Annotated in this window: 18 protein-coding genes; 10 read left to right on the top strand and 8 right to left on the bottom strand. The window is 53.8% G+C overall.

Annotated elements, in window-relative coordinates; translation table 11 throughout:
* The first annotated feature begins 2 nt into the window (after positions 1-2).
* Positions 3-269 carry a cell division topological specificity factor MinE gene (gene minE, locus HV334_RS11055; protein ID WP_001185666.1) on the top strand — a complete coding sequence of 89 codons (267 nt, stop codon included), beginning with the start codon at positions 3-5 and terminating at the stop codon, positions 267-269.
* Between the two features lie 86 nt (positions 270-355).
* On the opposite strand, the gene HV334_RS11050 is transcribed toward minE, so the two are convergent.
* A complete protein-coding gene (locus HV334_RS11050; protein WP_016153377.1) occupies positions 356-1,273 on the bottom strand; it encodes a LysR family transcriptional regulator in 918 nt (305 codons plus the stop codon).
* A 103-nt stretch (positions 1,274-1,376) separates the two neighbouring features.
* On the opposite strand from HV334_RS11050, the gene HV334_RS11045 reads away from it, so the two are divergent.
* From HV334_RS11045 to HV334_RS11030, 4 genes are all read left to right on the top strand, one after another.
* Positions 1,377-2,459, top strand: coding sequence for a tartrate dehydrogenase (locus HV334_RS11045; protein WP_065554710.1), 1,083 nt, complete (start codon positions 1,377-1,379; stop codon positions 2,457-2,459).
* A gap of 255 nt (positions 2,460-2,714) precedes the next feature.
* On the top strand, positions 2,715-4,316 hold the full coding sequence (locus HV334_RS11040; RefSeq protein ID WP_181221712.1) for a BCCT family transporter: 1,602 nt from the start codon (positions 2,715-2,717) through the stop codon (positions 4,314-4,316).
* Between the two features lie 45 nt (positions 4,317-4,361).
* Positions 4,362-5,486, top strand: coding sequence for a carnitine monooxygenase, oxygenase subunit YeaW (gene yeaW / locus HV334_RS11035; RefSeq protein ID WP_003833746.1), 1,125 nt, complete (start codon positions 4,362-4,364; stop codon positions 5,484-5,486).
* A gap of 70 nt (positions 5,487-5,556) precedes the next feature.
* Positions 5,557-6,522, top strand: a complete 966-nt coding sequence (locus HV334_RS11030; RefSeq protein ID WP_131405059.1) for a PDR/VanB family oxidoreductase — start codon at positions 5,557-5,559, stop codon at positions 6,520-6,522.
* A 49-nt stretch (positions 6,523-6,571) separates the two neighbouring features.
* Here the strand turns inward: HV334_RS11030 and rnd are convergent, their stop codons facing one another.
* From rnd to HV334_RS11005, 5 genes are all read right to left on the bottom strand, one after another.
* Positions 6,572-7,687 carry a ribonuclease D gene (rnd, locus tag HV334_RS11025; protein WP_047416608.1) on the bottom strand — a complete coding sequence of 372 codons (1,116 nt, stop codon included), beginning with the start codon at positions 7,685-7,687 and terminating at the stop codon, positions 6,572-6,574.
* Positions 7,688-7,771: 84 nt separating this feature from the next.
* Positions 7,772-9,457, bottom strand: coding sequence for a long-chain-fatty-acid--CoA ligase FadD (fadD, locus tag HV334_RS11020; RefSeq protein WP_141875278.1), 1,686 nt, complete (start codon positions 9,455-9,457; stop codon positions 7,772-7,774).
* Between the two features lie 204 nt (positions 9,458-9,661).
* The gene (locus HV334_RS11015; RefSeq protein WP_053389065.1) at positions 9,662-10,246 is read right to left on the bottom strand and encodes a Slp family lipoprotein; all 585 of its coding nucleotides are present in this window, start codon (positions 10,244-10,246) and stop codon (positions 9,662-9,664) included.
* A 94-nt stretch (positions 10,247-10,340) separates the two neighbouring features.
* Positions 10,341-11,036, bottom strand: coding sequence for a tRNA (adenosine(37)-N6)-threonylcarbamoyltransferase complex dimerization subunit type 1 TsaB (tsaB, locus tag HV334_RS11010; protein ID WP_047500618.1), 696 nt, complete (start codon positions 11,034-11,036; stop codon positions 10,341-10,343).
* A gap of 58 nt (positions 11,037-11,094) precedes the next feature.
* On the bottom strand, positions 11,095-13,005 hold the full coding sequence (locus HV334_RS11005; protein ID WP_016156792.1) for an ATP-dependent DNA helicase: 1,911 nt from the start codon (positions 13,003-13,005) through the stop codon (positions 11,095-11,097).
* Positions 13,006-13,146: 141 nt separating this feature from the next.
* Here HV334_RS11005 and HV334_RS11000 point away from each other — a divergent pair, with 141 nt between their 5' ends.
* Entirely contained in the window at positions 13,147-13,491 is a 345-nt protein-coding gene (locus HV334_RS11000; protein WP_016153387.1) for a RidA family protein, read from the top strand.
* 6 nt (positions 13,492-13,497) lie between these two features.
* Here HV334_RS11000 and HV334_RS10995 read toward each other — a convergent pair whose 3' ends face one another.
* Positions 13,498-13,677, bottom strand: coding sequence for a YoaH family protein (locus HV334_RS10995; protein ID WP_016153388.1), 180 nt, complete (start codon positions 13,675-13,677; stop codon positions 13,498-13,500).
* A gap of 83 nt (positions 13,678-13,760) precedes the next feature.
* Between HV334_RS10995 and pabB the strand changes: the two genes are divergently transcribed.
* From pabB to HV334_RS10975, 4 genes are all read left to right on the top strand, one after another.
* Positions 13,761-15,122, top strand: coding sequence for an aminodeoxychorismate synthase component 1 (gene pabB / locus HV334_RS10990; RefSeq protein ID WP_181221710.1), 1,362 nt, complete (start codon positions 13,761-13,763; stop codon positions 15,120-15,122).
* A gap of 3 nt (positions 15,123-15,125) precedes the next feature.
* Positions 15,126-15,704 carry a CoA pyrophosphatase gene (locus HV334_RS10985; RefSeq protein ID WP_016153390.1) on the top strand — a complete coding sequence of 193 codons (579 nt, stop codon included), beginning with the start codon at positions 15,126-15,128 and terminating at the stop codon, positions 15,702-15,704.
* 183 nt (positions 15,705-15,887) lie between these two features.
* The gene (gene sdaA / locus HV334_RS10980) at positions 15,888-17,252 is read left to right on the top strand and encodes an L-serine ammonia-lyase (protein WP_016153391.1); all 1,365 of its coding nucleotides are present in this window, start codon (positions 15,888-15,890) and stop codon (positions 17,250-17,252) included.
* Positions 17,253-17,382: 130 nt separating this feature from the next.
* On the top strand, positions 17,383-18,984 hold the full coding sequence (locus tag HV334_RS10975; protein WP_019076975.1) for an EAL domain-containing protein: 1,602 nt from the start codon (positions 17,383-17,385) through the stop codon (positions 18,982-18,984).
* Between the two features lie 6 nt (positions 18,985-18,990).
* On the opposite strand, the gene yoaE is transcribed toward HV334_RS10975, so the two are convergent.
* Entirely contained in the window at positions 18,991-20,550 is a 1,560-nt protein-coding gene (yoaE, locus tag HV334_RS10970; protein ID WP_016153393.1) for a CNNM family cation transport protein YoaE, read from the bottom strand.
* Positions 20,551-20,653: the final 103 nt, after the last annotated feature.

Raw genomic sequence — 20,653 nt, 5'->3', positions numbered from 1 at the left:
TTATGGCATTACTGGATTTTTTTCTCTCGCGGAAAAAGAGCACAGCGAACATCGCTAAAGAGCGACTGCAGATTATTGTTGCGGAACGTCGTCGTAGTGACGCCGAGCCACATTATTTACCGCAACTGAGGAAAGATATTCTCGAGGTTATCTGCAAGTATGTACAAATTGATCCCGAAATGGTCACCGTACAGCTTGAACAAAAAGACGGCGATATTTCTATCCTCGAACTTAACGTGACATTACCTGAAGCTGAAGAGTCTAAATAACGGCTTTGCTCAGTGAGTTATAGTTGCAAAAAAGGCAGATTATTCTGCCTTTTTTATTTTCAGTTTCTTGCCAGGCTGTTGCGGATTTATTCCAAAGTAAACTTTGGATAGTTTTCGGCAAAATAGCGGCGCAAATACTCAACCGTAATACGGATTTTTGCCGACGTCGCCAGCCGAGAAACATAAACCGCCCATATATTTGCTGGTTGATAATACTCGGGTAATACGTGTACCAGATGTCCACCGGCAATGTTGTCGCAAACGTCCCACCACGAACGCAGGGCAATTCCCTGCCCATCAAGACACCACTGATGTACCACTTCGCCATGATTAGACGACAGAGGCCCCGTAACTTTAATTGAGTGAGCGCCCTCTTTATTACGCATTTGCCAGATGCCAAACGGATGGTCGCGCTCTTTGATAACCAGACAAGGAAAAGTGGAGAGATCGTTGAGTTGCTTCGGCGTCCCGTGCTGCGCCACAAATTCCGGCGAAGCGCACAGAATACGGTAGTTAGTCGCCAGCTTGCGGGCAATCAGGTTCGGCGCGATATCATCCCCGATACGAATATCAAGATCGACGCCCTCATTCACCATATCCACCAGGCGGTCTTCAACATCGAACCTCAGTTCTAACTGCGGGTACGCTTTTGCCAGCGCAGACAGCGCCGGAGCCACCACCCGACGGCCAAAGCCAAAGCTACTAATAATGCGTAGCATCCCCTGCGGGATCTGCCTGGCATCCGACAACTCGTCCATCATCTGATCGACATCCTGCAGGATCCGCTGCGCCCATTCGTAGATCCGCTCCCCCTCTTCCGTGATGGTTACACGCCGCGTTGTCCGGTGCAGCAGCACCACGTTCAGTGTCTGCTCCAGCAGGGCTACTCGCTTACTGATAAAAGCCGGTGATACACCCAGTTCCTCGGCAACGGCGGCAAATCCTGCCCGACGGGCAACCAGCATAAAGACGCGTAAATCATTTAGCAGCGGCAGATTATTCATGATCTGTGTTTTATGTTTCACCAGTTAGGGGGATTAACTCTTAATCAGTCAATTATAGGATAAGGGGAAAGTCAATTTTGATGGCGTACAAGTGAGAGCTGCTATGAAGAAAACCTGTCGTATTGCCGCTATCCCCGGAGATGGCATTGGTAAAGAAGTGCTGCCTGAAGGCATTCATGTGTTACAGGCAGCCGCCGAGCGTTGGGGGTTGTCGCTCAGCTTTGAGCAAATGGAATGGGCCAGCTGCGAGTACTACACCCATCACGGCAAAATGATGCCGGATGACTGGCATGAGCAGTTGCAATCCTTTGATGCTATCTATTTTGGCGCCGTTGGCTGGCCGGACACCGTACCGGACCACATCTCTTTATGGGGCTCACTGCTTAAGTTTCGCCGTGAATTCGACCAGTACGTCAACCTGCGTCCGGTACGCCTGTTTCCGGGAGTCCCTTGCCCACTGGCGGGCAAGCAGCCAGGCGACATTGATTTCTACGTCGTACGCGAGAACACCGAGGGAGAATACTCTTCTCTCGGCGGACGCGTGAGTGAAGGGACGGAACACGAGGTGGTTATCCAGGAGTCGGTCTTCACCCGTCGCGGCGTGGATCGTATATTGCGTTACGCTTTCGAGCTGGCGCAAAACCGCCCGCGCAAAACCCTGACCTCGGCGACCAAATCCAATGGTCTGGCCATCAGCATGCCTTACTGGGACGAGCGTGTTGAAGCAATGGCGGCTAACTATCCTGAGATCCGTTGGGATAAACAGCATATCGATATATTGTGCGCCCGCTTTGTGATGCAGCCGGAGCGCTTTGACGTTGTGGTTGCTTCCAACCTGTTCGGCGACATCCTCTCCGATCTGGGTCCGGCCTGTACCGGGACGATTGGCATCGCGCCTTCTGCCAACTTAAACCCGGAACGCACCTTCCCGTCCCTGTTCGAGCCGGTGCATGGTTCGGCCCCCGATATTTACGGAAAAAACATCGCCAACCCGATTGCCACTATCTGGGCTGGCGCCATGATGCTGGACTTCCTTGGCAAGGGTGATGCCAACTATAAGGCTGCCCACGACGGTATTCTGGCGGCAATTGAGCACGTTATTGCCAGTGGCCCGAAAACGCCGGATATGAAAGGCTGCGCCACCACGCAACAGGTGGGAGAAGCCATCTGTCAGGCACTACGTTAGAGGTCAAACCACGAAATATGAGCCGCGTCACTGACGCGGCTTTTTTATGCGTTTTGTGGAGCCAATAACCTGCGCTAATTCACCTTTTATTATTTCCGTTCCGTGTTTTATTGCTTCACGCATCGGGCAATTGTTTAATTCATGTAAAGAACAAATAATAAAATTGTTAAATACAAAGTAACTCATTCTACCCCTACAGCATGATAACAACGACAGGCTAATGCCATACGCGGGCAACTGTGCCCAGGAGATCCCATGTTGAGCAACGTCAAGAAAAAAGACATGCCGCTGATAGCCATCAGCCTGGTGGCTATTCTTTTCATCGCCGCCACACTTAGTCTCTTCCCTCAGCAGTCTGCACAAGTCGCAAATACCCTTTTTAACGGCGTTACCCGGATGCTGGGTTCCGCCGTGCAGATCCTCGTTCTGATGGCTATGGGTCTGGTCGTCTGGCTGGCTACCAGCAAATACGGCAACATCCGTCTGGGAGAAGGTAAAACGGAATACAGCACGCTCTCCTGGCTGTTTATGTTTATATGCGCCGGATTAGGCTCCTCCACGCTCTACTGGGGCGTTGCTGAGTGGGCCTATTATTACCAGACCCCGGGTCTGAATATCGCGCCGCACTCGCAAAAAGCGCTGGAATACAGCCTGCCCTATTCCTTTTTCCATTGGGGGATCAGCGCATGGGCGACCTACACGTTGGCCTCATTAACCATGGCCTACCACTTCCATGTGCGTAAAAACAAAGGACTGAGCCTGTCCGGGATTATCGCCGCTATTACCGGCGTGCATCCGCAGGGTGTCTGGGGTCGCCTGGTTGACCTGATGTTCCTGATCGCGACAGTTGGCGCGTTAACTATCTCTCTGGTCGTCACCGCTGCCACCTTTACCCGCGGTTTGTCTGCCCTGACGGGGTTACCGGATAACTTCACGGTGCAGGCGTTTGTGATCCTGTTCTCTGGCGGCATTTTCTGCCTGAGCTCCTGGATTGGCATCAATAACGGTTTGCAACGTCTGAGCAAAATGGTCGGCTGGGGGGCGTTTTTACTGCCGCTGCTGGTGCTGATCGTCGGCCCGACCGAGTTCATCACCAACAACATCATCAACGCCATCGGCCTGACGACACAAAATTTTTTGCAAATGAGCCTCTTCACCGACCCGCTTGGCAACGGTGAGTTCACCCGTAACTGGACGGTGTTCTACTGGCTGTGGTGGATCTCCTACACGCCGGGCGTGGCAATGTTTGTCACTCGCGTATCCCGTGGTCGCAAAATCAAAGAGGTTATCTGGGCATTAATCCTCGGTAGCACTGTTGGTTGCTGGTTCTTCTTTGGCGTGATGGAAAGCTACTCCATTCACCAGTTTGTGAACGGCGTGATCGACGTACCGCAGGTTATGGCGACGCTGGGCGGTGAGACGGCCGTACAGCAAGTGTTGATGTCGTTGCCTGCCGGGAAACTGTTTCTGGTGGCGTATCTGGCGATCATGATTATATTCCTCGCCTCACACATGGATGCTGTGGCCTTCACCATGGCGGCCACCAGCACGCGCAACCTGCAGGAAGGGGAAGATCCGCAGCGCAGTCTTCGTCTGTTCTGGTGCGTGGTTATCACCCTGATCCCATTATCGATTTTGTTCACCGGCGCGTCCCTGGAAACCATGAAGACCACGGTGGTTCTGACCGCTCTTCCATTCCTCGCCATCCTGTTGGTGAAGGTTGGCGGTTTTCTGCGCTGGGTACGGCAGGACTACGCCCACGTTCCTGCGCATCAAATTGAAAGTCATCTTCCCGAAGCGCCAGTTGACGTCCCGGTCGCGCCACCGGCCGGGACACTACTCAAAGGCGACAATTAAGCGCCAGTACAAAAATCCTCTTACTCACAAATTAAAGGTATTCCAATGAGCAATCTGAGCCCTGAGTTTATTCTGCCGCAAAATTTCTGTGCCAACCCGCAGGATGCCTGGACTATCCCGGCCCGGTTTTATACCGACCATCAGGCTTTCGAACACGAACAAGAAAAGGTGTTCGCTAAAAGCTGGATTTGCGTCGCCCACAGTAGCGAACTGGCGAAACCCAATGATTATGTTACCCGAGAAGTGATTGGCGAGAATATCGTGCTGGTACGTGGGCGCGATAACGTGCTGCGGGCATTCTACAACGTCTGCCCGCATCGCGGTCATCAGCTGTTGAGCGGCGAGGGGAAAGCGAAAAATGTGATTACCTGCCCTTACCACGCATGGGCATTCAAACTTGACGGTAATCTGGCGCATGCGCGTAACTGCGAAAACGTCGCCAACTTCGACAGCGAAAAAGCGCACCTTACACCGGTACGCCTGGAAGAATATGCCGGATTCGTGTTTATAAACATGGATCCGAATGCGGGCAGCGTGGAAGAACAACTCCCTGGTCTTGCGGACAAAGTTATCGAAGCCTGCCCAGACGTGCATGACCTGAAACTTGCTGCGCGCTTTACGACTCGTACCCCAGCCAACTGGAAGAATATTGTCGATAACTATCTGGAGTGCTACCACTGCGGTCCGGCCCATCCAGGTTTTTCCGACTCGGTCCAGGTTGACCGTTACTGGCATACCATGCACGGCAACTGGACGCTGCAATACGGTTTCGCCAAACCTTCAGAGCAGTCATTTAAGTTCGAAGAAGGGGTTGATGCCGCCTTCCACGGTTTCTGGCTGTGGCCGTGTACCATGCTCAACGTGACGCCAATCAAAGGCATGATGACCGTTATCTACGAATTCCCGGTAGATGCGGAAACCACGCTGCAAAACTATGACATCTACTTCACCAACGAAGAGCTGACCGAAGAGCAGAAACAACTGATCGAATGGTATCGCAACGTCTTTCGTCCTGAAGATTTACGTCTGGTTGAAAGCGTACAAAAAGGGCTGAAATCGCGCGGGTATCGCGGCCAGGGACGCATTATGGCGGACACCAGCGGCAGCGGCATCTCCGAGCATGGCATTGCCCATTTCCATAATCTGGTCGCCCAGGTTTTTCAGGAATAACCCGGGGCTGTTACGACAGGTTCCGGCGCGTCGCTGAGGCGCGTCGGACAGATTTTTTAGGGAGGCCGCAATGTCTGATTATCAAATGCAAGAAGTCCGGGTCAGCCGGATTGAGACGATTACCGCGCAGGTAAAATGCTTCACCTTAACGGCGACCTCAGGCGAGTCGCTGCCTGCGTTTCAGGGTGGCAGCCATATTATCGTGCAGATGCGCGATGGCGAGAACCTGTACAGCAATGCGTACTCGCTGATGAGTTCACCACGCGATACGCGCGCCTATAAAATCGCCGTACGCCTGGAGGAAGCGTCCAAAGGCGGCTCACGATACCTGCATCAAAACGTGAAGCCCGGCGACACGCTCACGATCTCCACACCAAATAATCTCTTCGCCCTCGCCCCTCAGGCACAAAAACATCTGTTGATTGCCGGAGGTATCGGCATCACACCGTTTTTATCGCAACTCCCGGAGCTGGAACAATCTCAGACGCAATGGCAACTGCACTATTGCTCTCCCAGCCAGGAGACCTGCGCGTTTCATGACGAACTCATGCAACACCCCAGCGCCGATCGCATTCATCTGCACCTGTCGAACGCAGGCACCCGCCTCGATTTAGCCCGTCTGCTGGCAGATGTTGAACCCGGCACGCATATCTACACCTGTGGCCCTGCGGTGCTCAACGATGCTGTCAGAGAAGCGGCTTCCCGCCTTGGGCTGGACAGCAATACGCTACATTTCGAACAATTTGCCGTGGAAGAGAAAGGCGGCGACGCCTTCACCCTGGTGCTGGCGCGTTCCGGGCGCGAGTTTGTGGTCCCGGAAGAGATGACCATTTTGCAGGTTATCGAAAATAACAAAGCCGCCCGGGTTGAGTGCCTGTGCCGGGAAGGTGTTTGCGGCACCTGCGAAACGACGATTCTCGAAGGGGAAGCGGATCACCGCGATCAGTATTTCAGCGACGACGAAAAAGCCAGCCAGCAAAGCATGCTCATCTGCTGCTCGCGCGCCAAAGGTAAGCGCCTGGTGCTCGATCTGTAGCGTTGCGCAGGCCGGGTCAGCAAACGCGCGACCCGGCGAGCCTGGTGACTTACTGCGGGTATTCCTGCAGCAGCGCGTTGAGGCGATCGGACATCAATTCGCCACGCCAGCCGGAAACCAGCTCTGGCAGGGATTGCTGCGGCTTTAATTTCCAGTGCCAGTTGAGCAACTGGTTGATCTGGCGACGCGAAGCAAGCAGTTCGACGCTGAGATTATGTTCCGCACTCACCTCGGCAACCAGCGCTTTGATGGCTTTGAACGCCTTGCGATACCCTGGCATATCCATCAAATTCAGCAGCGGCTGCGGTAGCGACTCTTCCGGTAAAGCCTGGGCCTTTTCCACCAGGGCGATCAGCGTTTTACCGTGGAAACGAATTTCGCTCCCGGAAAGACCCAGGCTATCCAGTTCACCCAGGCTGCCCGGCATATAACGCGCCACCGCCCACAGGTGCTCTTCACGCACCACGAAGTTTACCGCCAGATCGCGCTCGCGTGCTTTACGCAGTCGCCAGTCGGCAAGCAATTGCAGGCAGGCTAGCTGACGGGTGCGCAGTTGCCATGCGTTGGTGATGTCACGCCAGGCGTCTTCTGGCGCCAGAATCTCCTGGCGACGCTGTTGCATTAAGCGGCATTCGTCCAGCGCGGCTGGCAGCCAGCCGCTGGCTTCGGTTTCAGCCATCAGTTTTGTGGTGATCGGTAACAGATACCAGACGTCAGCCGCCGCGTATTCGCACTGACGCTCGGTCAGCGGTCTGGCCAGCCAGTCGGTACGCGATTCGCTTTTGTCGAGCGCCACACCCGTAAACTCTTCCACCATCGAGGCGAAGCCCCACGACAGCGGACGACCGCAAAACGCAGCCAGGATTTGTGTGTCAATTAACGGCTGCGGAAGTTCGCCAAAAGCGTTGAGAAACACTTCCAGGTCTTCACTTCCCGCATGCAGGAATTTGGTGATGGTGGTATCACGCAGAATATCGCGCAGGGGCGACCAGTCGGTGATCCCTAGTGGATCAATCAGAGCAACGTGTTTGCCATCAAAGAGTTGGATCAGCCCCAACTGCGGATAATAGGTACGTGTGCGAACAAATTCGGTATCCAGGGCTATCGCCGGAAATTCACGGACGGCTTCGCACAGCGTGGCTAACGCGTCGTCCGTGGTGATCATTTGATAATTCAAATCGTGCTCTCTTAGGTTTGCGCCAAAAAAAACGCCGGTTTACCCGGCGTTTTCTGCTGGCTGACTTAACGCTCAGCCTTTATTGTCCACTTTGGCGCGCGCTTCGTCACGTAATTCTCGTCGCAAAATTTTACCGACGTTAGATTTCGGCAATTCGTCGCGAAACTCCACCAGCTTCGGTACTTTATAGCCCGTCAGGTGACGACGGCAGAAAGTGATAAGCACCTCATCAGTTAACGAGGCATCTTTCTTCACCACGAAAATTTTCACCGCTTCACCGCTGCTGCCCGACGGAACGCCGACCGCAGCCACTTCCTGTACGCCAGGATGTTGCATAACCACGTCTTCAATTTCATTTGGATAGACGTTGAAGCCGGACACCAGGATCATATCTTTCTTACGATCGACAATACGCAGGAAGCCTTCATCATCCATCACCGCAATATCGCCGGTGTGCAGCCAGCCGTCTTTAACGATTTCGTCGGTGGCGTCTGGTCGCTGCCAGTAGCCCAGCATCACTTGCGGACCTTTCACGCACAGTTCGCCCGGTTCTCCCGGCGGCACTTCGTTATCGTCGTCATCCACCAGTTTGACCTCGGTGGAAGGAACCGGTAACCCGATACTGCCGCTGTGGTAGTCGATATCATGAGGGTTGACGCTCACCAGAGGGGCACACTCCGTCAGGCCATAGCCTTCCAGCAGATACTGACCGGTCAGCTTTACCCAACGTTCAGCTACCGCCTGTTGAACCGGCATCCCGCCGCCAGCCGAAAGGTGCAGTGACGAGAAGTCCAGTTGTTGGAACTCTTTGTTATTCAGCAGCGCGTTAAACAGCGTGTTGACGCCGGTCATGGCGGTGAACGGATACTTCGCCAGCTCTTTTACCAGTCCCGGAATATCACGCGGGTTGGTAATCAGCAGGTTTTGACCGCCCAGCTCAATAAACAGCAGGCAGTTCATCGTCAGTGCAAAAATGTGATACAGCGGTAGGGCCGTCACCACCAGTTCTTTACCCGGATGCAGCAACGGGCCATACGTGGCGTTAACCTGCTCAAGGTTAGCCAGCATGTTACGGTGCGTAAGCATCGCGCCCTTCGCCACACCGGTAGTCCCCCCGGTATATTGCAGGAACGCCAGATCTTCCGACACCACTTCGGGTTTCACATACTGCATGCGATAACCGTTTTGCAGCGCGCTACGAAAAGAGATGGCATCCGGCAGGTGATATTTCGGCACCAGACGCTTGATATACTTGACGACAAAGTTAACCAACGTCCCTTTGGCGGTCGACAGCTGATCGCCCATACGCGTCAGGATCACGTGTTGCACCGACGTTTTGTCGACGACTTTTTCCAGCGTGTGGGCAAAGTTAGACACGATGACAATCGCCGACGCGCCGCTGTCGTTGAGCTGATGTTCCAGCTCGCGAGGCGTGTACAGCGGGTTCACGTTCACGACGATCATGCCGGCACGTAAAATCCCAAACAGTGCGACCGGATATTGCAGCAGGTTCGGCATCATCAGCGCGACGCGATCGCCCTTCTTCAGCCCGAGTCCCTGTTGCAAATAGGCCGCAAATGCCCGGCTACGCTCTTCAAGCTTGCGGAAGGTCATCACCTCCCCCATGTTTACAAACGCGGGCTGATCGGCATACCGTCTTACTGAGTGTTCAAAGAGTTCCACCAGGGATTGATAACGGTCAGGATTGATCTCCGCAGGAACACCAGCGGGATAACGGTTAAGCCAAACCTTTTTCAATACATCACCTCTAAAATGCGTATTCGTCGTCATCACAACCCCAGGCAATAAACAAACTGTTAACATAATATTAACTCAGCGTACCAGTTTGTTTATTACACAACGACAAGGTTGCGAAGCACGTCACTATTTATTTTTCTTATATCCACGTTAATGCAGAAACAGCGGACGAGCCGCTGTTTCTTTTACTCATAAAACAAAGAGTTACTCAGTTACTATGGTCTGAACCTGTGCCGGGCCGGGATTGTACCATCCCCATCCGCCGTAGCCACCGTAAGGCCAGCCACGCGCACCGTAGAACCAGGGGTCGATCGGCTGAGGCGGCATAACAATTTGCTGAGTAATATGCCAGCGTTTATAGCCAGTTACCTGCATCAGCATGAATTTATATGGTGTATTACCGATTTTTCCATCCACAGTACCGCTAATCGGACCGACGACGGTAACCAGTTGACCGCGGAAGTCCACCGGGTCGAGGAAACCATTTACATCAGCATAAATTCGCCCGCGGGAGGCTTCGCCCAGCACCGGTCGCGCCCCGCTATCAAGAGGAACAGTGGCAATTTCCAGACGGGATTTCCCCTGCTGGTTCTGAATATCCACCACTTTACCGCCGAAACGCGCTTCCTGTCCGACATACAGCTGTGGCGCATTCATCACCCGGACCAGATCCTGCTGCGGCGTAGGGCTCGAACCTTTAATCGCGTCCGGGATGGTGACACAACCGCTAAGCATTAACGCGAATGCGCCCGCCAACAGACCTTTCAATAACTGCTTTTGCACCGCCATATTGCGACTCCCTTTTCTTAGCTTCTGCCCCGACCAATTCACAATGCTGCGCACTGACGGCTGTGCGAATTAACCGGGGATGTACTACTAAGATTCATTCTTTACCGGGAAGTTTCTTCCATGCCACGGTGTTACGTAAATAAACCGGTTCCGCATGTTCAACCGCCACGGTCTTACCGGCAGCCAGCATTTGCGTGGCAACAGGCAGCATATCTTCAGCCGCCGGAAGCAAAACGTCGCCATCGCTCAGCGTCAGACCGCTGTCTTTACCGAGCTCAGGCCAGGCAGGCCAGCCCGTTCCGACCGTTACCCACTCGCCAGACAGTTGCAGTAAACGCGCATGCACCTGCTCGGGGGTTAGCACCGCTTCGGTTTCTTCACCGTGCCAGTTGCCGTTCTCATCACGCAGGTATTCGGCCCAATAGACTTCGCCCATTCGCGCGTCGATCGCGGCCAGTACGCGGGTCGCGCCCGACTTACGCCAGGCTCCCTGCGCCATTGTTGCCAGGGTGGAAATGCCGATCATCGGTAAATTCGCGCCTAACGCCAGCCCCTGAGCAATGCCAATCCCAATACGTACACCGGTGAAACTGCCAGGACCGCGACCAAACGCCAGAGCGTCGATATCGGTTAACGTGAGATCGCCAGCGGCCAGGATTTCCTCGACCATTGGTAAAATTCGTTGGGTGTGTTCTCGTGGGCAAAGCTCGAAATGAGCCTTGGTAGTACCGTCATTCCACAGGGCAACAGAGCACGCCTCTGTGGCGGTATCGATAGCCAGAATTCGCATGGGTGTTTGTGATCAGGTCAATAAATTTGGCGCGCATCTTACCACACTCCGTAACAAATTACTCAGTCGTTGGTATGGCAAGAAAACGAACAGCGCGAGCAATATCACGCGTCCGCGGCGCAGGCGGAAGGCTTGCCAGGAAAGTGGCACCATAAGGTCGCATCACCAGACGGTTGTCGCAAATCACCAGCACCCCGCGGTCGTCGGCGTCACGAATCAGACGCCCCACGCCCTGTTTCAGGGTGATTACCGCATCCGGCAACTGAACGTCTTCAAACGGATCGCCGCCGCGCAAACGGCAGTCCTCCATCCGTGCTTTTAACAGCGGATCGTCGGGCGAGGTGAACGGCAGTTTATCAATAATCACCAGCGACAACGTATCGCCACGCACGTCCACCCCTTCCCAGAAGCTGCTGGTGGCAACCAGTAACGCATTACCTGCGCTGACAAACTGCTGTAACAGTTGCCCTTTACTGGTTTCGCCCTGCAGCAGCACGGGAAGGGTCATGGTGGCGCGGAATTGTTCCGCCAGATCGCGCATCATCGCGTGCGAGGTACACAGCATAAAGCAGCGACCGTTGTTCGCTTCGATAATGGGACGCAGCATGGATGCCAGCTGACGCGCCGCTCCCGGTTGGTTGGTTTGCGGGAGATTACGCGGCACGCACAGCAGCGCCTGGCGGGTGTAATCAAATGGGCTTGGCAGCAGCATCGACTCGGCATCTTCAATACCCAGCCGCGCGGTGAAATGATGAAGATCATCGTTTACCGACAGCGTCGCGGAGGTAAAAATCCAGCAGCCCGGCTTCTGTTCCATCACTTCTTTGAATTTATCCGCCACCGTGAGCGGCGTCAGCGCAAGGGTGAAATGGCGCGAGGTGCATTCATACCAGTAGCTGAAACCTGGCTGGTTGATCTCTTTCAGGCGCTTCAGACGAGTACGGTAAAGCGTGGCACGTTCAAACGCGGCATCCAGCAAGGCGGAACGTCCGAGAGACAGTTTCGCCACGTCGTAACACAGCTCCAGCGTGTCATCGAGCAACAAAAACGCGCGCTGCACGCGCGGGTCGGCCAGCAGTTCCCGCAAGTTTCCTCGATAGCCCGGCTCGCCCAGCTGCAGGCGGAAGTCCTGCGCGCTTTGCGCCAGTCGGTCGGCGCATTTTTGAAGCTGCTGAGTGTCTTTCAGCTCGGTGCGATAGGCAATGGTGATGTCTTTCGCCAGATCCAGCAGTTGGCGACTGGAGAGCGATTGACCAAAATACTGGCTGGCGATATCCGGTAACTGATGCGCTTCATCGAAGATCATCACTTCAGCTTCCGGGATCAGCTCGCCAAACCCACTCTCTTTCACCACCATATCAGCGAGAAACAGATGGTGGTTTACCACGACGACATCTGCATCCATCGCCTTCTTGCGCGCTTTAACGACAAAGCACTCTTTGTACAGCGGGCAGTCGCTCCCAAGGCAATTATCATTTGTGCTCGTCACCAGCGGCCAGGCCTGAGAGTCTTCCGCCACGCTGACGCAGGTGCTGATGTCACCATCAAGGGTTTGATTTGACCAGGAGCGTAGCAGAATGACGTCACTTAAAGTCTGTACCGGCAGGTCACCGCCCGCCAGCGCCTGTTGTTCGAGACGCTCAAGACACAGATAGTTTGAACGCCCTTTCAGTAGCGCCAGTTTACCCGTGAATTCCAGAGCCTTCGCTACTGTGGGTAAATCGCGGCTGTATAGCTGATCCTGCAACGCCTTCGAGCCCGTGGAGACGATCACTTTCTTTCCGGCACGCAGCGCGGGGGCAAGATAAGCGTAGGTTTTACCCGTTCCTGTTCCGGCTTCGACAACAAGCGGCTGTGATTTTTCGATAGCATGACTGACGGCGAAGGCCATCTGCCGCTGTGGTTCACGCGGTTTAAAACCGGGTATCGCTTTAGCCAACTGACCGTCTGCTGCAAAATCGTCCGTCACACTGCCCCCTGTTCATTTGAACAGGGATTATGTCAGGCCAGCGTCTCTTTCGCCAGTTGAAGAGGTGACGTGGACACAACATTATGGCAGTCTTGGCGCAACCCGAAGCCATTATGAAAAAACGTAAATGAGGAATGATTTATGACGATTGTGCGCATTGATGCCGAAGCGCGTTGGTCCGACGTGGTTATCCACAACAACACGTTGTATTACACCGGCGTACCGGAAAATCTGGATGCCGACGCCTTTGAGCAAACGGCAAATACGCTGGCGCAAATTGATGCGGTGCTGGAAAAACAGGGCAGCAGCAAGTCACGTATTCTTGATGCCACCCTGTTCCTGGCGGACAAAAATGATTTTGCCGCCATGAACAAAGCCTGGGACGCATGGGTTGTTGCTGGTCACGCGCCGGTACGTTGTACCGTTCAGGCCGGGTTAATGAACCCGAAATACAAAGTTGAAATTAAGATTATCGCTGCGGTATAAGCGGCGTTATTCGTCTTCATCTTCAAAACGCGCCACGATCCGCTCGCCGGTATGACTGGCGCGTAATTCAGCAGCCACTTTCGTAATCGCCTCGCCACTGCTCATCCCCTGGGATATCAGTTCATGAATGCGTTCAACCGCCTGTTGCTGCTGATCGTGCGTGAGTGAAGGTAAACCTGCAATCATGGTGAACTCCTGCTAAATTATTAGCGCTAATTATTTCATGCTACCCGGCACATAGCCAGTGAAGTAGCAACGAGTCAGGACTGATGAAGACGTTATCTCCCGCTGTAATCACACTCCCCTGGCGTCTGGACGCCGCTGAGCACTATTTTGCCACATTAAGCCACCAGCCCTGGGCAATGCTTTTGCATTCGGGCCATGCCGACCATCCGCATAATCGCTTTGATATTCTGGTCGCCGACCCCATTACCACGCTGGTCACACATGCAGAAGAGACCGTTGTGCATGACCATCACGGCACTATGCAAACGGTTGATGATCCGATGACGGTTTTACGTTCGGCGCTGACATCGCTGACTATTCAGCCCGATTATAATCCCGATTTTCCCTTCCAGGGAGGCGCATTGGGTCTGTTCGGTTATGACTTAGGCCGTCGTTTTGAATCTCTGCCAACGGAAGCCGAACAGGATATCACGCTACCGGACATGGCGGTTGGCATTTACGATTGGGCGCTGATTGTCGATCATCAGTTGCAAAGGGTGTCGCTACTTAGCCACTCCGATGTACAGGCACGACGCCGTTGGCTGGAAAATCAACAGATACCCGTGCGCGAACCGTTTTCGTTAACATCCTCGTGGCAGTCAAACATGACCCGCGAGCAGTATGGTGAAAGGTTCCGTCAGGTGCAGCGTTATCTGCACAGCGGCGATTGCTATCAGGTCAATCTTGCCCAGCGTTTTCAGGCGCATTATCAAGGCGATGAGTGGTTGGCGTTTGTACGTCTCAACAATGAGAACCGCGCCCCGTTCAGTGCATTTTTACGTCTTGAGGAAGGGGCGATTCTCAGCCTTTCACCTGAGCGTTTTATTCTGCTGGAAAACCAGCACATCCAGACGCGTCCGATTAAAGGCACGCTGCCCAGACTTGAAGATGCCGATGCCGATCGTCTGCAGGCTCAATCACTGGCGAACTCCCCAAAGGATCAGGCGGAAAACCTGATGATCGTCGATTTAATGCGTAATGATATCGGCCGCGTTGCCGAACCCGGTTCGGTACAGGTTCCGGAACTGTTCGTTGTCGAACCGTTCCCTGCCGTTCATCATTTGGTCAGCACCATTACCGCGCGTCTGCCAGAGTCATTGCACGCCACTGACCTGCTGCGTGCCGCCTTCCCCGGCGGCTCTATTACCGGCGCGCCAAAAGTGCGGGCAATGGAAATTATTGACGAACTGGAACCGCAAAGACGCAACGCCTGGTGCGGTAGCATTGGCTATCTGAGCTTTTGCGGCAATATGGATACCAGCATCACCATTCGCACGCTGACAGCCACCAACGGACGCATTTATTGTTCCGCTGGCGGTGGCATTGTGGCGGACAGCCAGGAAGATGCGGAGTATCAGGAAACGTTTGATAAAGTGAATCGTATTTTGCACCAACTGGAGAACTGACACGTGGAATACAGCAGCCTGACGCTTGATGATTTTTTATCGCGCTTTCAACTCCTGCGCCCGCAGGTTAATCATACTGCGTTAAACCAGCGTCAGGCCGCCGTACTGATCCCCGTCGTGCGTCGTGCACAGCCGGGGTTACTATTAACTCAGCGTTCCGTTCATCTGCGCAAGCATGCCGGACAGGTCGCCTTTCCCGGCGGCGCGGTGGATAGCAGCGATGCCTCGTTAATTGCCGCCGCCCTTCGCGAAGCGCAGGAAGAAGTGGCGATCCCACCATCCTGCGTGGAGGTGATTGGCGTTCTGCCGCCGGTGGACAGCGTGACCGGTTTCCAGGTCACGCCGGTGGTAGGCATTATCCCGCCAAATTTGCCGTATCGCGCAAGTGTTGATGAAGTTTCCGCCGTGTTCGAAATGCCGCTGGCACAAGCCCTGCATTTAGGTCGTTATCATCCGCTGGATATCTACCGTCGCGGCGATTCACATCGTGTATGGCTTTCCTGGTATGAGCAATATTTCGTCTGGGGAATGACCGCCGGAATAATTCGTGAGCTGGCGCTGCAAATTGGCGTCAAGCCCTGACTATACTTATCTTTACGCACACCATAGACAACTTGAAACTCAGGTCACAACATTAGTAAAACCGCGGTTATCTATTAGTTTAATTCATGTGAATAGTTAAGCCGATCGCCGCGTTCCCTCTTACACTATGCGCAGTTATAACATCGTTACTGGAAACCCCAGTCGCCCTGTAGGAGTATTATCGTGATTAGTCTATTCGACATGTTTAAGGTGGGGATTGGTCCCTCATCTTCCCATACCGTAGGGCCTATGAAGGCGGGTAAACAGTTCGTCGATGACCTGGTCGAAAAAGGATTACTGGACAGCGTTACTCGTGTCGCCGTCGACGTGTATGGTTCACTGTCGCTCACGGGTAAAGGTCACCATACCGATATCGCCATTATTATGGGTCTGGCGGGCAATGAGCCTGCTACCGTAGATATTGACAGCATCCCCGGATTTATCCGCGACGTAGAAACGCGTGGACGCCTGCTGCTTGCGCAGGGCCAGCACGAAGTGGATTTCCCGCAGAATGACGGAATGCGTTTTCACAACGGCAACCTGCCGCTGCATGAAAACGGAATGCAGATCCACGCGTACAGTGGCGAAACCGTCATTTACAGCAAAACCTACTACTCTATCGGCGGTGGATTCATCGTTGATGAAGAACATTTTGGTCAGGATGCCGCGGGCGAGGTCAGTGTGCCTTATCCGTTCAAATCCGCCACCGAAATGCTGGAATACTGCAACAGCACCGGCCTGTCTCTCTCTGGCATGGCGATGCAGAACGAACTTGCTCTGCACAGTAAGAAAGAGATTGAAGAGTACTTTGGTAACGTCTGGCAAACCATGCAGGCTTGTATCGATCGTGGTATGAACACCGAAGGCGTGCTGCCGGGTCCGCTGCGCGTTCCTCGTCGTGCTTCAGCCCTGCGTCGTATGCTGGTTTCCAGCGACAAGCTGTCCAACGATCCGATGAACGTGATCGACTGGGTGAACATGTTCGCGCTGGCCGTTAACGAAGAAAATGCCGCGGGTGGTCGCGTAGTCACTGCGCCAACCAACGGTGCCTGCGGTATCGTGCCTGCGGTACTGGCCTATTACGATCATTTCATCGAGTCCGTCAGCCCGGATATCTATACCCGTTATTTCCTGGCGGCCGGCGCGATTGGCGCGTTGTATAAAATGAACGCGTCTATCTCTGGTGCAGAAGTGGGTTGTCAGGGTGAAGTGGGCGTAGCCTGTTCCATGGCTGCCGCGGGTCTGGCTGAACTGTTAGGCGCGAGCCCTGAGCAGGTGTGTGTTGCTGCTGAAATCGGCATGGAACATAACCTCGGCTTAACCTGCGATCCGGTGGCGGGACAGGTACAGGTTCCGTGCATCGAACGTAATGCCATTGCGTCAGTGAAGGCGATCAACGCTGCGCGTATGGCAATGCGCCGTACCAGCGCTCCGCGCGTCTCGCTGGATAAAGTCATTGAGACCATGTACGAAACAGGTAAAGACATGAACGCCAAGTACCGTGAAACGTCACGCGGTGGCCTGGCAATCAAAGTTCAATGTGACTAATACTTATTTTTCGCCCATCTGCGACGGATGGGCGAATTTGCCCCCTCTCCCTCGTCTGGCGTAATTTTCCCCACTACACTTGCTCTGTTGCTGTTGGCTACTGTGACCAACGGCTTATCGGGCGGCCCGCATGCAAACAGCGCAAAGGATCATCAAGAACTATCGCCGGAATCGCTTAATCGTCTGCACACTATGTGCACTACTGACGCTCATTCTCACATTAACTGTCCGATTTATTTCGGAGCGTAATTTAAATCATCGCAATACCGTTACCTTTGCCAACCACGCCGTTGAAGAGTTGGATGACGTGCTTTTGCCCCTACAGACCGGACGCGATGTACTGCTACCGCTGATTGGGCTTCCCTGCTCAGTCGCGCGTTTACCTCTGAGTAAGCATGCAGCCAGACTGCAAACGGTACGTTCTATCAGCCTGATTCAGAGCGGGGTCCTTTATTGTTCCAGCATTTTTGGCTATCGCAATGTGCCTATTCGCCAACTGGAGCCTGAATTACCCAGTCGGGAGCCGCAATTGCTGCTGTCTACCGACCATTCGTTGATTAAGGGCAGTCCGATTCTGACGCAATGGTATCCAGCATCTGCCGATGGCTCAGATGGCGTGCTGGAAATCGTGAATATTGATTTATTATCGTCCATGTTGCTTGAACCCCAGCCACCGCAAATTACCCATGCCAGCTTAACCGTCGGTAATCGCCATTTGCTATATGGACAGGGTGTTGTCGATACGCTACCTGAACTGGATAATGAAAAACGCTACCAGCTCTCATCGCAACATTTCCCCTTTACTATCAGCGTCACCGGTCCGGGTGCCAGCGAACTGGCTATAAAACATCTACCAACACAACTGCCGCTGGCGGTGATCCTAAGTTTTTTAGTGGGCTACCTGGCATGGCTGGCGACCGCCAGCAGAATGAGCTTCTCCTGGGAGATAAATCTGGCCCTTGCTGCACGGGAATTCGAGCTGTTTTGCCAGCCGCTACTTAATGCGCAAACCCAGCAATGTATGGGAGTGGAAATCCTTTTACGCTGGAATAACCCGCGCCAGGGTTGGATCTCTCCCGAAGTGTTTATTCCCATCGCAGAGGAGCACAACCTGATTGTGCCGCTTACCCGTCATGTCATCGCAGAAACCATTCAGCAACGGCACGTATTTCCGATGAGCAGCCAGTTTCATATTGGGATTAATGTTGCCGCCAGCCATTTTCGTAACGGTACGCTGCTAAAAGATCTCAACCAGTACTGGTTCAGCCAGCACCCTATTCAGCAGTTGGTTATCGAACTCACCGAGCGCGATGCGTTACTGGATGTGGATTATCGGGTCGTGCGCGAGTTAAATCGGCTTGGCGTAAAGCTGGCAATTGACGATTTCGGCACCGGCAACAGCTCGCTCTCCTGGCTGGAAAAGCTTCGCCCGGATGTGCTGAAGATTGATAAATCATTTACCTCGGCAATCGGGACAGACGCCGTGAACTCAACCGTCACAGACATCATTATCGCTCTGGGGAAAAAACTGAATATCGAACTGGTGGCGGAAGGCGTTGAAACACAGGCGCAGGCACAGCATTTACGCCGACACGGCGTACATTTATTGCAAGGCTTTTTGTACGCAAAGCCGATGCCGCTGCGCGATTTTCCCAAATGGCTGGCGGGCAGCACGCCGCCGCCCGCCCGGCATAACGGGCGACACAGTATGCACGTTATGCCGTTTCGCTAACCCCGCTTACTCGTCTTCGTCGTGAGCGGGTTGTTCTTTAACAATGCGAACTAAATCCACACGATAGTCATTGGCTTCGACAATCGTAATGCTCAACGGTGCAACATCGATAACATCACCTACGCGTGGAATATGGCCGTTAGCGGCAATGACTAAACCTGCCACCGTGGCGATGTCTTCATCTTCATTCACTAACGTATCCACGTCCAGCGCCTGTTGCAACGCATGCAGATCGGTACCACCTTTCACCAACCAACCGCCTGCATCAGCAATAATTTCAGGCGTTTCATCGGCATCCGGGAATTCACCGGCAATAGCTTCTAATACGTCCAACGGCGTGACCAGACCCTGGACTACACCAAACTCGTTAGTGACGATAACAAAGCTGCCGCGGGCGCGTCGCAGAACACCTAACAGATTGATAGGATCCAGCGTTTCCGGGACAATAATAGCCGGAGACGCAGAGGCAATGGCCGCCACATCCACACCGTCTTCCAGCGCGACCAGCAGCTCTTTAGCACGCACAATACCGATGATTTCATCCAGTTCGCCACGACACACCGGGAACAGGCTGTGTGGTGACGAGAGCAATTGCTCGCGAATTTCCTCCACGCTCAGGTCTGCATCAACCCAGCTAATTTCGCCACGAGGCGTCATAATGCCACGTAATGAACGCGACGCCAGAGACAGGACGCCGTTGATCATATAGCGTTCTTCTTCCACAAATGCGCCTTCCGGGACGGGAACCGGCACCGGGTTGTCGGATTCCATCTGCGCGCTGGCCTGACTTTTACCCCCCATCAGACGCAGGATTGCATCGGCAGTGCGCGCACGCAGCGGCAGCGTCGACTGGTGGCGAATAAAGTTCCGACGGGCAATCTGGTTAAACAACTCAATGATGATTGAGAAGCCAATCGCCGCATACAGATAGCCTTTCGGAATATGGAAGCCAAACCCTTCGGCAACCAGGCTCAGACCGATCATTAACAGGAAGCTCAGACACAGCACCACCACCGTCGGATGTTGGTTCACAAATCGTGTTAGCGGCTTAGAAGCCAGCAGCATCACGGCCATAGCAATCACGACCGCCGCCATCATCACCGGCAGATGGTTGACCATACCGACCGCCGTAATAACGGCATCCAGCGAGAACACCGCATCGAGGATGACAATCTGCGTCACAACAACCCAAAAACTCGCATACCCTTTTGCCTGGCCGGTATCATGTTCACGGTTTTCCAGCCGCTCATGCAGCTCTGTCGTGGCCTTGAACAAGAGGAAGATCCCCCCCAGCAGCATGATCAGATCGCGCCCCGAGAACGAGTAGTCCATTACCGTAAATAGCGGCTTAGTTAGCGTCACCATCCACGAAATCACGGACAACAAGCCCAGGCGCATAACCAGTGCCAATGACAAACCGATTAAACGCGCTTTATCTCGCTGTTTTGGCGGCAGCTTATCAGCCAGGATCGCAATGAAGACCAGGTTATCAATACCCAGAACAATTTCGAGAACGACAAGCGTGAGCAAACCCACCCAAATCTGCGGGTCCATTAATAATTCCATGACAAGCTCCTGCTTAAGAAATGACCAAACTGCGCGCTGAGGATCTCAGGCGTTGAAGCGATATGCAGAGAAAATTTGTGGCAAAAAGTGCCAATCTGACAGG

The sequence above is a fragment of the Citrobacter sp. RHBSTW-00944 genome (assembly GCF_013615435.1).
Classification (GTDB): Bacteria; Pseudomonadota; Gammaproteobacteria; order Enterobacterales; family Enterobacteriaceae; genus Citrobacter; species Citrobacter braakii.
The sequence above is the reverse complement of the archived record's forward strand: the minus strand, read 5'-3'. Positions and strand labels throughout refer to the sequence as shown.

What these genes read in the sequence shown, in the direction of transcription:
- minE (WP_001185666.1), top strand. Translation starts at nt 3, where the DNA reads ATGGCATTACTGGATTTTTTTCTCTCGCGGAAAAAGAGCACAGCGAAC.
- HV334_RS11050 (WP_016153377.1), bottom strand. Translation starts at nt 1,273, where the DNA reads ATGAATAATCTGCCGCTGCTAAATGATTTACGCGTCTTTATGCTGGTT.
- HV334_RS11045 (WP_065554710.1), top strand. Translation starts at nt 1,377, where the DNA reads ATGAAGAAAACCTGTCGTATTGCCGCTATCCCCGGAGATGGCATTGGT.
- HV334_RS11040 (WP_181221712.1), top strand. Translation starts at nt 2,715, where the DNA reads ATGTTGAGCAACGTCAAGAAAAAAGACATGCCGCTGATAGCCATCAGC.
- yeaW (WP_003833746.1), top strand. Translation starts at nt 4,362, where the DNA reads ATGAGCAATCTGAGCCCTGAGTTTATTCTGCCGCAAAATTTCTGTGCC.
- HV334_RS11030 (WP_131405059.1), top strand. Translation starts at nt 5,557, where the DNA reads ATGTCTGATTATCAAATGCAAGAAGTCCGGGTCAGCCGGATTGAGACG.
- rnd (WP_047416608.1), bottom strand. Translation starts at nt 7,687, where the DNA reads ATGATCACCACGGACGACGCGTTAGCCACGCTGTGCGAAGCCGTCCGT.
- HV334_RS11015 (WP_053389065.1), bottom strand. Translation starts at nt 10,246, where the DNA reads ATGGCGGTGCAAAAGCAGTTATTGAAAGGTCTGTTGGCGGGCGCATTC.
- tsaB (WP_047500618.1), bottom strand. Translation starts at nt 11,036, where the DNA reads ATGCGAATTCTGGCTATCGATACCGCCACAGAGGCGTGCTCTGTTGCC.
- HV334_RS11000 (WP_016153387.1), top strand. Translation starts at nt 13,147, where the DNA reads ATGACGATTGTGCGCATTGATGCCGAAGCGCGTTGGTCCGACGTGGTT.
- HV334_RS10995 (WP_016153388.1), bottom strand. Translation starts at nt 13,677, where the DNA reads ATGATTGCAGGTTTACCTTCACTCACGCACGATCAGCAGCAACAGGCG.
- pabB (WP_181221710.1), top strand. Translation starts at nt 13,761, where the DNA reads ATGAAGACGTTATCTCCCGCTGTAATCACACTCCCCTGGCGTCTGGAC.
- HV334_RS10975 (WP_019076975.1), top strand. Translation starts at nt 17,383, where the DNA reads ATGCAAACAGCGCAAAGGATCATCAAGAACTATCGCCGGAATCGCTTA.
- yoaE (WP_016153393.1), bottom strand. Translation starts at nt 20,550, where the DNA reads ATGGAATTATTAATGGACCCGCAGATTTGGGTGGGTTTGCTCACGCTT.